Here is an 11,615-nt window from a genome sequence, read left to right as displayed (position 1 = left end):
TGCGCCGCAGCGGCGTCGACGGATGTGAGAGCATCCCGATACGCATCTGCCTCCGTTTCGCTGGACTCCCCGATGAACCGGATCGTCAGGTGGTAGGTATCCGGCGTAGACCAGCGCACATCGATGTCGCGCTGCTGGAACGGGTCTCGGAGGGCCTCCGCCTGGCGGGCACACGCCGAACGGAGTTCGTCGGGCAGGTCGAGGGCGATGAAAAGACGCATGGAATAGCACAGGGAATTGATTCTAAAGGTGGTCGTCGATGAGCATGCCTCCCCTGAAAAAGATCGTCAGCGGCGGACAAACCGGCGTTGACCGTGCCGCCCTCGATGCTGCTATGGAGGCTGGCGTTGACGCGGGTGGCTGGTGTCCCCGTGGACGTCGTGCGGAGGATGGCCCGATTTCAACGAGGTACCCACTTCGAGAGACGCCGCGCCGGGACGTCCGGCAGCGAACGGCGTGGAACGTCCGCGACAGCGACGGCACACTCGTTCTGCTGCTGGATGACGCCGATCGTGGGACGGCCTTCACCCGTCAAAAGGCGCACGACCTGGGTCGCCCGGTCGTGGAGGTCGTTCTACCTGCCGGGCCGTCGGAGTGCAAACGGATCGCGGCGTGGTTGGTGGCGAATGAGATTGAGGTCCTGAATGTGGCCGGACCGCGCGAAAGTAACGCGCCGGGACTCTACGAGGCGGCACGCTCCTTTCTTTCGACATTGCTCCGAGGGCAGATGGACGACGGGTGACGACGAGGAGCGGAGCAACGCGAATTCGGGGTCGAGGGAGGGCTCTATGGGGCGTTCCTACTCAGTCGTCGTTCAGATCCTTCAAGGATTTTCGGTGCCGGTCTTCAAACAGATTCTCCCCGGTCTCGAGTCGATGCGCGGCGCGCCAGAGGAGCGTCACGCCGGCGGCGACGCTGAGAACGACGAACGCGATAACCGCAGGCCAGTACGGAGCCGTGTTGCCGAACTGGCTTGCCTGCATCTCCGGGTGTTTCAGCCATTGATCGGCGAGCCAGATCACGAGGCCAATTCCGAGCAGGACGAACACAACCGCCCCGCTCTTCAGGATGCGGGCATAAAGCGAGTTGTTAGAGGTCGAGTCCACGATAACGGTAGACGGTCGTTCGGAGAATAGAGACTCAGGATGCGTCGTCGGCGGCGGATGCATAGCGCTCCGCATAGGCATCGACGCTCGGGCGGACCGGGATCCCGGCGTCCCGGAGAAACTGCTTGGCGTCCCCGACGGAGTACTCCCGGAAGTGAAAGATGCTGGCAGCGAGGACGGCGCTGGCGCCCCCGATCTCCAGTCCATCCCGAAGATGCGGAAGCGTTCCGGCCCCTCCGGAGGCGATCACGGGAATGCGGACCCGATCGGTGATCCGGCGGAGGAGGTCATTATCGTACCCATCCTTCGTCCCATCGCGATCCATCGAGGTGATCAACAGTTCGCCGGCCCCTCGTTCTTCGGCTTCGACGGCCCATTCGACGGCGTCGAGGCCTGTGTTTTTCCGCCCGCCGTGGACAAACACTTCCCACGTCTCCGGCCCGGTCCGTTTGGCGTCGATGGCTACGACGATGCACTGAGCGCCGAATGCCTCGGCTCCGCGTGAGATTACATCCGGTTCATTCACGGCGGCCGAATTGATAGCAACCTTGTCGGCCCCGGCGTGGAGCATCGCACGCATGTCCTCCACGGTCCGTAGTCCGCCGCCGACGGTGAGGGGAATGAAAATCTGATCCGCGGTGCGTCGCACGACATCGTGCATGATGTCCCGCCCCTCATGTGTGGCCGTGATGTCGAGAAACACCAGTTCATCGGCGCCGGCCGCATCGTAGGTTCGCGCCTGCTCGACGGGATCCCCGGCATCCCGAATATCGACGAAGTTGATGCCCTTGACCACGCGACCCTCATCCACATCCAGGCAGGGAATAATGCGTTTGGCAAGCATAGCGTTCATGTGCGAAGTCAGGGTGTCGGTGCAGTCGCGGTTGGTGCAGTCGCGGTCGGTGCGGTGGGCGAAGCGTACCGGCGATTCCGGATGCCGTGCGTCCGGGGACGCGTGTTAGCAGTCCGGATTCAGGGTCGGTTCGTCGCGGAGTTTCGCAGTGGAGTAGGTGTCGAGATCGACCTTCTCCTTGTCATTCCAGCACCAGAATTGCTGGCATGGGAACTGATTTTCATAAAGGGCACGTCCGACGATGACCGAATCCACCTTGTAGGGGCTGAGCGTCTGAATCTTGACCAGGTCCTTGTGCTGGCCGACGCCGCCGGAGGCAGTGATTTTTGCATCGGACAGGGCGTTGCCGAGGTTGCGGTACGCCTGAACGTTGGGACCGGTCATCGTGCCGTCCCGGCTGATATCCGTGTAGATGATGCGCCGGACGCCTCGTTTCTCCATGTCCAGCGCGAGTTCGACGGCATCCACGCCGGAGCCCTCCGTCCATCCCTGTACGCGCGCCTCGCCGTCCCGGGCGTCGATGCCGACCACGATCCGCCGGCAAGAGAAGCGATCGATGGCCTCCTCAACGAGGTCCGGGTTCCGCACTGCCACGGTTCCCAGGATGACCCGGTACACCCCCCAGTCGAGTGCCTGCTCGATATCTTCCATGGAGCGAATGCCGCCGCCGAGCTGGATCGGGATGTCGAGGGCGTCCGCAATGCGGCGGATGACCTCTCGGTTATCGTCTCGGTCCTCGCTTCCGCCGCGTGCCGCATCGAGGTCGACCACGTGCAGAGTTCGCGCATTCTGGACGCGCCAGAGCTTGGCCATGTCGACGGGATCGTCGAAGTAGACCGTTTCGTCATCGTACGATCCCTGGTGTAGTCGCACGCAGCGACCGCCGCGCAGGTCGATGGCGGGGATGATGAGAGCCATAGCGAGAGGGGAGCAGGCGATAAAATATGATGGCGGCGATTGCACTGCCGACGGCGGCGAGCGTTTCAGGGTCGGTCACGACATCGTCGCTACAAGTGCGTGAAGTTTTCCAGGATGCGAAGGCCGTGGTACTGGCTCTTTTCCGGGTGAAACTGAACCCCGAATACATTATCACGCTGAACGACGGCCGGAAAGGCGTGCCCATACCTGGAGGTGGCCAGCACGTCGGACGCGTCGGCGGTGACTGCGTGGTAGGAATGGACGAAGTAGACGTACGGCTCGCCTCCTTCGTCGAGCCCGTCAAAGAGGGGCGACGAGCGCGTCGGGGAGAGGACGTTCCATCCCATATGCGGCACCTTCAGGTCTGTCGCTGCGCCGTGGGCCGCGCGGTGGAAGTGAACCACCTGACCGGGGAGGAGCCCGAGACCTTGATGCGTGCCATGCTCCAGGCCTTCGTCGAAGAGCAACTGCATCCCAACGCACACGCCAAGGAACGGAATCCCGCGATCGATGGCGGCGTGGATGGCGTCCTCCACCTCTCGCGATCGGATCTCGTTGATGCAGGAGCCGAAGGCCCCGACGCCGGGAAGAACGAGTCGCTCGGCGACAGCAATCGCGTCCGGATCGTCGGTGCGCAGGACGTCTGCGCCCACCGCCTGGAAGGCTTTCTCGATGGAGCGCAGATTCCCGATGCCGTAATCGATAATGGTGACCATGCAGAAAAGGGGTCGATAGAAAAGCCGATCGTGCTTGCCCGGTGGACTACTCCTCGTTCAGCGCCCGGGACCGCTCCGTCGCCGTGTTGACCGCATTGATGATCGTCGTGCGCAGGCCGCGCGACTCCAGTTCCGACACGGCAGCGATCGCCGTGCCACCCGGGGTCGTGACTTCATCCCGGAGGATCGCCGGGTGCTTGCCCGTCTCCAGCACCAGCTTGGCCGCACCGTAGACGGTCTGGGCGGCAAGGGTGGCGGCGACGTCTCGAGAAAGGCCCTGCTGGACCCCGGCATCAGTGAGTGCTTCGATGAACATGTACACGTAGGCGGGCCCGCTGCCGGAGAGGCCCGTTACCGCGTCCATGAGCGACTCTCGCGTTGTCACGACCTGTCCTACGGCCTCAAACATATGCTTGACCGTCTCCAGGTGACCGTCGTTCGTGAAGGCGCCTCCCGCGATCGCCGTAGCCCCCTCATCAACCAGGGCGGGCGTGTTCGGCATCACGCGCACCACCGGCTGCTCCGAGCCGAACGCCATCTGCAGCCGCTCGGTGGTGACACCGGCGAGCACGCTGACGACGAGCGCCGTTCGGGTCACGTGCTCGCGGATCTCGGTTACCACCTCCGATCGACTCTGCGGCTTGATCGTCAACAGAATGATGCTGGCATTCCGGACGGCTTCGACATTGTCCGTCGTGGTCCGGATGCCCGGGAAGGCCTCGTGGAGCTCCTCCAATGCGCCGGGGGATCGACGCGTCGCAACGACCTGCTCCGGGGCGACCCGCTCACTGCGAATCATGCCGCCGATCATCGCGCGACCGATGTTTCCGGCTCCGATAACGGCTACGGTTTCGTCTGAAAGCATCGATGGGCTCGGGTTTGTGCTGGATCGAAGAACGGACGGAGGGACATCATTCTCCGTGGTGAGCCGCCGAAAGGCCGCCCTATATCGTTCCTTTCGTCGACGCGATCTCCGGGTGAGAATCGCTCCGGTTGATCGCCATTCGAAGGGCACGCGCAACGCTCTTAAACATCGCCTCAACCTTGTGGTGACCGTTCGTTCCGTACAAAACGGCTACATGCAGGTTGCAGCGCAAGTGTTCGGCGACGGAGTACCAGAAGTGCCGGACCATCTCGGTCGAGAGGTCGCCGACTGTTGGGCGCGAGAAGTCGACATCCGCATGCAGGTAGAACCGCCCGGAGAGATCGACGACGGCGCGGGCCAGCGTCTCGTCCATTGGTACGTACGCATGGCCATATCGAGCGATGTGCTTCTTGTCGCCGAGGGCCTCTCGAATGGCCGAGCCAAGCGTGATCCCAACGTCCTCGACAGTGTGGTGATCGTCGATCTGCAGGTCGCCGTCGCACCGAACCTCGAGGTCGATCCCGCCATGCTTAGCGAAGAGATCGAGCATATGATCCAGAAATCCGATCCCCGTATCGTTGTCGTACGTCCCCGAACCGTCGAGGTCGACGTCGACCCGTATATCGGTCTCGGTCGTGGCGCGGTGGATGGACGCGGTGCGCGGCGCAGGAGAAGCCATCACGAAGCGGAGTCAGTCGCGGGAAAACGTTGGCGAACAGATGAACATACTTATGATAATGAATCCTTGCTCCGGGTCGTGCCGGACGCCCGGAAGCACCTGTGAATTCTGATCCGTTGGGTTCGCGAAGAATGTCGCCCGGCGTCCTTCGCTTGACAACAAATCTTCGCGATGTGGCGTACGTAATTGCCCGGGGCAGCAAACTGTCTTGGGCCACCGTTGATCGACCTCTTCCCATTCGATGCAGACCCACATGGAAGCGACGCAGACCGGCGCCGAACGGATTCACTGGAGCCTTCAAGACCTGCACGAGAACAGCGAGAGTCTGGAGGCGAGTTTGAAAGATGCGGATCGGCGCTCGCAGCAGTTCGCAGACACGTACCGGGGCCGGATCGACGACCTAGACGCCGACGAGTTGGCGGAAGCTCTCGTCGAGCTGGAAGACATTCAGGATGATCTGGGTCGGGCGTACGCCTATGCCTATCTGGCCTGGTCGACGAACACGAATGATGAAAAGCACGGCGCGCAGCTCCAGAAGGTGAAGGAGGCCTACAACCGGGCGCGCCAGCACCTGCTCTTCATTGAGGTGGAGTGGGCAAATGTTGATGACGAGCGGGCGCGTAAGCTGCTCGAGAGCGAAGCCTTGGAGCCCTACCGTCACTATCTGGAGCTGGAGCAGGAAAACAAGGAACACATACTGACGGAGCCCGAGGAGAAGATTCTCTCGGAAAAACAGGTGACCGGAAGCGGCGCCTGGACTCGCTATTTCGATGAGACCATGGGGGCGGTCCGCTACGAGCTCGACGGCGAGTCGATGACGCAGCAAGAGATCCTGTCGAAGCTGTACGAGCCGGATCGGGAGGTTCGAAAGAGCGCCGCGCTCGCGTTTACGGACGGTCTGACCGACTCCACCCGAACCCTGACGTTCGTTTTCAACACGCTTCTGGCCGAAAAAGCGTCGAACGATCGTCTCCGAGGCTACGAGCACTGGTTGCAGAGCCGCAACGTGTCCAACGAGGTGGAAGATGAAACGGTGGATGCGTTGATCGACGCGGTGACATCCCGCTACGATCTGGTCGCTCGCTTCTACGAATTGAAGAAACAGCTGCTCGGTCTCGACGAGATGTACGACTACGACCGCTACGCGCCGGTCGGAGAGGCCGACACCCGATACGAGTGGGACCAGGCGCGCGGGATCGTGCTGGATGCGTACGGCGACTTCCATCCCGTCATGGGAGAAACGGCATCCCGCTTTTTCGATGAGGACTGGATCGACGCGGCGGTGAAGGATGGCAAGCGAAGTGGTGCCTTCAGTCATGGGACGGTGCCGAGCGCCCACCCATATGTTCTGATGAACTATACCGGGCGCTCCCGCGACGTTCAGACGCTCGCACACGAGCTCGGCCACGGCGTGCACCAGTTCCTCTCGCGGGAGCAAACCATCTTCCATCACGGAACGCCGCTCACGACGGCCGAAACCGCTTCGGTCTTCGGGGAAATGCTCGTCTTCCAGCGCCTGATGCGTAGGGAAGAGGACCGCAAGAATCGCCTCGCGATGCTCGTTAGCAAGATCGACGACACGATCGCCACGGTCTTCCGTCAGATCGCGATGAATCGCTTCGAGCACCGAATCCACACGGAACGACGGACCAAAGGAGAGCTTCCGGCAGCTCGGTTCAGTGAGCTGTGGATGGAAACGCAGGAAGCGATGTTCGAAGAAAGCGTTGTGCTGGGGGATCACTACCGTCACTGGTGGAGCTACATTCCACACTTCCTGCACACCCCCGGGTACGTGTACGCCTACGCGTTCGGAGAGCTGCTCGTCCTGGCCCTCTACAGCCGGTACCAGTCGGCGGGCGACGATTTTGCGGAACGGTACATGGACCTCCTCGCGGCCGGCGGATCCGACTGGCCTCACCGGCTCGTAGAGCCTCTCGGCGTGGATCTTACGGACCTGGAGTTCTGGTACAACGGCCTCGGTGAAATCGAGTCGTTAATTGATCAGGCGGAGTCGCTGGCTTCTGAAACGACGCCCGCGGGCTAAACTCGTCTCGGCTGCGGAGCCGGTTGCGTTCGAGGTGGCGTCCTACGACTGAAGGTGCGGGTACATCCATGGAGTCCGCTGACGGATCGTCGACTGATGAAATGCGCCCGAGCAGCCATCCGCCGTTCTGGGATGTGCGCTACGCACGTGAGCCCGAGCTTTTTGGTGCATCCCCGAGCGCGTTTGTTATGCAGTACGCCGATCGCATCCCACCCAAAGCCGAGGTCCTGGAGATCGGGGCGGGGGAGGGTCGCACGCTCCGAGGACTGGCGCAATCGCGGGGCGTCTCGGGCGTAGGCGTAGACTTCTCTCATGAGGCGATTGCCACCGGCCGGCGGCGAGCCGCCGCTCAATCGCTGGACGTCACCTTCGAACACGCTGACATCCGATCGTGGTCACCGTCGTCGACCTGGGACGTCGTGATCGTCACGTTCGTTCAGCTTCTCCCGCCGGAGCGCAGCAAACTGTACGCGGGAATGCGAGCGGCCGTCCGCCCCGACGGACTCGTCCTGGGTCAGTGGTTTCGACCGGACCATCTGTCCGGCGACTTTGATCGCGTGGGACCGAATCGACCGGATCGAATGGTCCCGCCGGACGAGGTCGAGGCTGCATTCAAGACGTTCCATGATCTCTCGGTGACGTCCGAGGTCGTATCACTGGACGAAGGTCGGCTTCAGGGTGAGGCGGCCACGGTTCACCTTGTCGCACGCTTCCCGGCGTGACCGACCTGGCGTTCGATTGGATGTGTGGCACCCCCCTTTTCAATCCACCGCGCCGCAGCGCCGTCCCTCTTCATGAACGTGGGGGCTTCCCCCACAGAAGGATGCAAGTCCTTCCGTAAGCGCTTCCCATTCATGTCTGTCTATTCTGCGCCGAGCTTTTGTGTAGCGTGTTCTTTGCGAGCCGGATCATCGTTCGTACCCGAACAGGCGCGCCGGTTCGACTGCCTTCCCTCACCGATTTTGGTCGCTAACATCGGCCGCGCCTCATCCCGTACCTCTTTTCCTCTCACCCTTCTACACGTGCTATGATGAATGTGAACTCGATTCTTCTTGCGCGGGACTTCTCACCGGTCTCGAATCAGGCGTTCCGATATACGCTGGATCTCGCGCAACGAACGGGAGCAACGCTCCACGTGCTGTACGCGCAGGTCCTTCACGAGGACCCGACGCAACCGGGAGAAGAGATCAGACCGGCGGGAGACATCAACGAGATCCGGCGTCATCTCTCCCTCCACGCGAACGGAGACAAAATCGATCGGTCCGTTTTCGACGTGGAAATTGAGGAGGCAGTGGTACGCGACGTGGCTGCTGCTCCGGCCATTCTGAACTACGCAAGCGAGCACGACATCGACATTATCGGTCTCGGGACGCACGGGCGTCGGGGGCTTCGCCGCTTCCTGCTCGGAAGCGTCGCAGAGGAGGTGGTTCGACGGGCCGACCGCCCGGTCCTGACCGTCCGCGGCGAAGAGGACACGTCGAGTGATGAGGACTTTCAAGCTGCTGAGCGAATTCTCGTACCAATCGACTTCTCCGAACCCTCGAGAGAGGCACTTCGCCACGCGCTGGCGCTGGCCGACCTCTACGACGCCACCGTGGACGTGCTCCATGTTGTCGAGCAGAAGCTCCATCCCGCTTTCTACGTCGGCGGCGTCACCGACATCCGCGATATTGATCCGCAGATCGAGGAGAAGGTGGAAGACCGGATGCAAGCCTTCATCGACGAGACGGTCGATCTCCCGACGGGCGACTCCGGCGGCCCGGCGGCCGAAGCCGTATCTGCGCCGGTAAAAGCATCCGTCACCCCACACGTGATCATCGGGACGGTTGACACGGAAATCCCGTCGTTCATCGAGGACCACGATATCGACCTCGTCGCCATGGCGACGAAGGGGCAGACCGGTCTCGACCGCATTCTGCTCGGCAGCGTCGCAGAGAAAATCGTGCGCCTCTCTCCGTGTCCGGTTCTGACCGTGAAGGCGTCGGGGCGGACGCTTCTGAGCGGCCCCTCGGAGTGATCGTATCCACATACGTCGGTCTTACCCATTAATAAAACGGGAAGAAGTATATGACGATGAGAGAGATTTTGGTACCAACGGACGGGTCGAATACGGCGGTTCGAGCGCTCGGCTATGCTATCGCTCTCGCCAAACGTACGGATGCCCGCATCCACATCGTGAATGTGGAAGAGCGAGAGCCGCAACTGTCCGAGTTGGTCTCCATTCAGGAGAGCGACATTCTGGCTAATTTGCACGCGGACCTTTCCAGTGATGAGCCTCCCGTGGATGGCGAGCTTCGGATTGAGGCCGAGCACATCCCGGACCGGACGGTCCAGCGGACCGTCGTTTGTCCGTCGGCCGCACGGGGCATCCTGACCTACGCCGGGGAGCATGACATCGACGTGGTTGTCATGGGTACGCACGGCCGGAGCGGGATTCAGCGAGCCATGATGGGAAGCGTCGCGGAAGAGGTCGTCCGTAAAGCGCCCTGCCCGGTCCTCTCGGTCTGCCCGAACGCCGGTGAGGTGGACCCGGCCGCGGGGCTACGGCCGCATCTCGACCGAATTCTTGCTGCGGTCGACCTGTCGCCGGCAACGGATCTGGTGCTCGACCAGTCGGCCCGCATCGCCGAACTCTTCGATGCGGACGTCGAACTGCTGCATATCGTGGAGCGTGTCACCCTGCCCCCGGCCTACGGCGTCGGAGCATCGTCCTTGAATAACGAAGCGATCGAGGAGCGGGCGACGCGTGATCTCGAGAAGCGGGCGGGACCGCTCGGCGAGCGCGGGATCGAGACATCGGTGCACGTGGTATCCGGTCATGCATCGAGTTCGATTCTTGAGCGAATTGACGAAACCAAGCCGGACCTCGTCGTGCTCGGAACGCACGGATTTACGGGCGTCAAACGCGTCATCCTGGGCAGCGTCGCCGAACAGGTCCTTCGCCGTGCGCCATGCCCCGTTCTCACGACGCGCACGTCCCACAGAGAGGACGAGAAGGCCGCTGGAAAAAAACGCGTCACGTCGACCTCCGGCGGCGACTGATTGCCGGATCCCATCTCGCCATCTGCCCAACGCCCGTTTCTCAATCGCTTGATTGTGATGTTCAAAACCGACACGATTCTGCACCCGACGGACTTCAGTGACGAGTCGCACCATGCGTTCCGGTATGCATACCAAATGGCGAAGCTGCGCGGTGCGGAGCTTCACCTGCTGCACGTCGCCCCGTCGCTTGGTGACGACCCTCTCCGTGGAGCGTTCGACGCCAGCCTGGACGAAGAAGCGTTCTACCGGGAGATCCGGGACGAAGCCGACGCCCGGATGAAGTCCCTCATCGAAACAGTCGAAGACAGCGACGTCCCCGTGCGGCGCGTCCACACCCGCGGCGTCGCGCCGGCGCAGGTCATCGCGGACTATGCCGAGCGGGAGGGGATGGATCTGGTCGTGATGGGGACGGAAGGGCGCACCGGCGTGTCTCGGATCGTTCTTGGGTCCGTCGCTGGAGAAGTCGTCCGGAAAGCGCCTTGTGCGGTTCTCACGGTGAAAGAGGATACCAAGATGCCCTCGGATATCGACCGCGTGTTGACTCCGGTCGACCTCTCCGAGTTCAGCCGCCCGTTGCTCCGTGCTGCCCGCGATCTAACGGCGTCGTTCAACGCGTCGATGGACGTGTTGACCGTCGTCGAGCCGCTGCCTTTCCCTGTGCCGCTTGTCGGTGCCGTGACACTCCACGACCTCATGCCGGACCCAGTCGAGCAGTCCCAGAAACAGTTGGACCGCCTCGTGGACACCACCGAGGGGCTGCCGGTCTCGATCCGGACACACGTGGAGGAAGGGCATGCGGCCATGACGATCGTGGACGCCGCGGCCGAGCATGATGCCGACCTGATCGTGATGGCGTCTCACGGCCGGACGGGCCTGGAGCGGATCATGCTGGGCTCTGTTACGGCCCGGGTCGTGCGGCGCGCCGAGTGCCCGGTCTGCGTCCTGCGCGTGGAGCCGGAGCAGACAGAGGAAGAGGTGGAGAAGGCCGCCGCCGAATCCGAAGAACCCGGCACGGATTGACCGGAAGACCGGGGCGACATGGATTTTACGTCTCGTTCGATCACTTGACAATGCGCTTCTGAGACGGGCCCGTTATCATATGCGGGCTCGTCTTTTTTCTTCGATTCGTACCCCGCTTTCATGGACACTCTTTCACGTCGGACCGGCGATGCGTCTCGGCTGGTTAGTCCTTTCGTCGCGCGCTCTTCCAGGCGGACATTCATCGTCGCGCTGGCTCTCGTCGTCAGCATCGCAGGGTGGGTACCTGCTGCTGTCGCGCAGGATGTGCCTTCAGTGGAGCAACGGCCCGGCCTGAATGCCGATTCCGTTCAGCAGCGACTGGACCGGCGGGTGCCCGCCCTGCTCGACACCCACGCGGTGCCGGGGGCTGTT

13 protein-coding genes and 1 pseudogene are annotated in these 11,615 nt (G+C 62.4%); 7 read left to right on the top strand and 7 right to left on the bottom strand.

Features of this window, described 5'->3' with window-relative positions:
- Positions 1-221: 2'-5' RNA ligase family protein (locus ACFCU0_RS04395; RefSeq protein ID WP_434972448.1), on the bottom strand; the 221-nt coding region annotated here is incomplete at its 3' end.
- Positions 222-265: 44 nt separating this feature from the next.
- Between ACFCU0_RS04395 and ACFCU0_RS04390 the strand changes: the two genes are divergently transcribed.
- A complete protein-coding gene (locus tag ACFCU0_RS04390) occupies positions 266-742 on the top strand; it encodes a putative molybdenum carrier protein (protein WP_434972447.1) in 477 nt (158 codons plus the stop codon).
- Positions 743-803: 61 nt separating this feature from the next.
- Here ACFCU0_RS04390 and ACFCU0_RS04385 read toward each other — a convergent pair whose 3' ends face one another.
- From ACFCU0_RS04385 to hisB, 6 genes are all read right to left on the bottom strand, one after another.
- A complete protein-coding gene (locus tag ACFCU0_RS04385; RefSeq protein ID WP_434972446.1) occupies positions 804-1,106 on the bottom strand; it encodes an ABC transporter permease in 303 nt (100 codons plus the stop codon).
- A 34-nt stretch (positions 1,107-1,140) separates the two neighbouring features.
- Entirely contained in the window at positions 1,141-1,950 is an 810-nt protein-coding gene (hisF, locus tag ACFCU0_RS04380) for an imidazole glycerol phosphate synthase subunit HisF (RefSeq protein ID WP_434972450.1), read from the bottom strand.
- A gap of 114 nt (positions 1,951-2,064) precedes the next feature.
- Entirely contained in the window at positions 2,065-2,877 is an 813-nt protein-coding gene (gene hisA / locus ACFCU0_RS04375) for a 1-(5-phosphoribosyl)-5-[(5-phosphoribosylamino)methylideneamino]imidazole-4-carboxamide isomerase (protein WP_434972445.1), read from the bottom strand.
- 89 nt (positions 2,878-2,966) lie between these two features.
- Positions 2,967-3,593, bottom strand: coding sequence for an imidazole glycerol phosphate synthase subunit HisH (gene hisH / locus ACFCU0_RS04370; protein WP_434972444.1), 627 nt, complete (start codon positions 3,591-3,593; stop codon positions 2,967-2,969).
- A 46-nt stretch (positions 3,594-3,639) separates the two neighbouring features.
- Positions 3,640-4,458 carry a pyrroline-5-carboxylate reductase gene (proC, locus tag ACFCU0_RS04365; RefSeq protein ID WP_434972443.1) on the bottom strand — a complete coding sequence of 273 codons (819 nt, stop codon included), beginning with the start codon at positions 4,456-4,458 and terminating at the stop codon, positions 3,640-3,642.
- A 79-nt stretch (positions 4,459-4,537) separates the two neighbouring features.
- A complete protein-coding gene (hisB, locus tag ACFCU0_RS04360) occupies positions 4,538-5,137 on the bottom strand; it encodes an imidazoleglycerol-phosphate dehydratase HisB (RefSeq protein ID WP_434972442.1) in 600 nt (199 codons plus the stop codon).
- 253 nt (positions 5,138-5,390) lie between these two features.
- Between hisB and ACFCU0_RS04355 the strand changes: the two genes are divergently transcribed.
- The 6 genes and pseudogenes from ACFCU0_RS04355 to ACFCU0_RS04330 form a co-directional block, all read left to right on the top strand.
- A complete protein-coding gene (locus ACFCU0_RS04355) occupies positions 5,391-7,181 on the top strand; it encodes a M3 family oligoendopeptidase (RefSeq protein WP_434972441.1) in 1,791 nt (596 codons plus the stop codon).
- Positions 7,182-7,369: 188 nt separating this feature from the next.
- Positions 7,370-7,903, top strand: a complete 534-nt coding sequence (locus ACFCU0_RS04350; protein WP_434972440.1) for a class I SAM-dependent methyltransferase — start codon at positions 7,370-7,372, stop codon at positions 7,901-7,903.
- Positions 7,904-8,208: 305 nt separating this feature from the next.
- Positions 8,209-9,198: a universal stress protein gene (locus ACFCU0_RS04345; protein WP_434972439.1), complete on the top strand. Its 990-nt coding sequence runs from the start codon at positions 8,209-8,211 to the stop codon at positions 9,196-9,198.
- 56 nt (positions 9,199-9,254) lie between these two features.
- On the top strand, positions 9,255-10,223 hold the full coding sequence (locus ACFCU0_RS04340) for a universal stress protein (RefSeq protein ID WP_434972438.1): 969 nt from the start codon (positions 9,255-9,257) through the stop codon (positions 10,221-10,223).
- Positions 10,224-10,280: 57 nt separating this feature from the next.
- Complete coding sequence (locus tag ACFCU0_RS04335) at positions 10,281-11,243, top strand: universal stress protein (protein WP_434972449.1); 963 nt, start codon at positions 10,281-10,283, stop codon at positions 11,241-11,243.
- Positions 11,244-11,363: 120 nt separating this feature from the next.
- Positions 11,364-11,615 (top strand): annotated as a pseudogene (locus ACFCU0_RS04330) (hypothetical protein); the annotation flags it as partial.

This window comes from Longibacter sp. (assembly GCF_051155795.1).
Lineage (GTDB): Bacteria > Bacteroidota > Rhodothermia > Rhodothermales > Salinibacteraceae > Longibacter.
Note: the sequence above shows the minus strand (reverse complement) of the source record. Positions and strands in the feature narration are given on the sequence as shown.

Excerpts from the sequence above, each read along its gene's own strand:
- ACFCU0_RS04350 (WP_434972440.1), top strand. The coding sequence starts at position 7,370 with ATGCAGTACGCCGATCGCATCCCACCCAAAGCCGAGGTCCTGGAGATC.
- hisA (WP_434972445.1), bottom strand. The coding sequence starts at position 2,877 with ATGGCTCTCATCATCCCCGCCATCGACCTGCGCGGCGGTCGCTGCGTG.
- hisB (WP_434972442.1), bottom strand. The coding sequence starts at position 5,137 with ATGGCTTCTCCTGCGCCGCGCACCGCGTCCATCCACCGCGCCACGACC.
- hisF (WP_434972450.1), bottom strand. The coding sequence starts at position 1,950 with ATGCTTGCCAAACGCATTATTCCCTGCCTGGATGTGGATGAGGGTCGC.
- hisH (WP_434972444.1), bottom strand. The coding sequence starts at position 3,593 with ATGGTCACCATTATCGATTACGGCATCGGGAATCTGCGCTCCATCGAG.
- proC (WP_434972443.1), bottom strand. The coding sequence starts at position 4,458 with ATGCTTTCAGACGAAACCGTAGCCGTTATCGGAGCCGGAAACATCGGT.
- ACFCU0_RS04340 (WP_434972438.1), top strand. The coding sequence starts at position 9,255 with ATGAGAGAGATTTTGGTACCAACGGACGGGTCGAATACGGCGGTTCGA.
- ACFCU0_RS04355 (WP_434972441.1), top strand. The coding sequence starts at position 5,391 with ATGGAAGCGACGCAGACCGGCGCCGAACGGATTCACTGGAGCCTTCAA.
- ACFCU0_RS04335 (WP_434972449.1), top strand. The coding sequence starts at position 10,281 with ATGTTCAAAACCGACACGATTCTGCACCCGACGGACTTCAGTGACGAG.
- ACFCU0_RS04390 (WP_434972447.1), top strand. The coding sequence starts at position 266 with ATGCCTCCCCTGAAAAAGATCGTCAGCGGCGGACAAACCGGCGTTGAC.
- ACFCU0_RS04345 (WP_434972439.1), top strand. The coding sequence starts at position 8,209 with ATGATGAATGTGAACTCGATTCTTCTTGCGCGGGACTTCTCACCGGTC.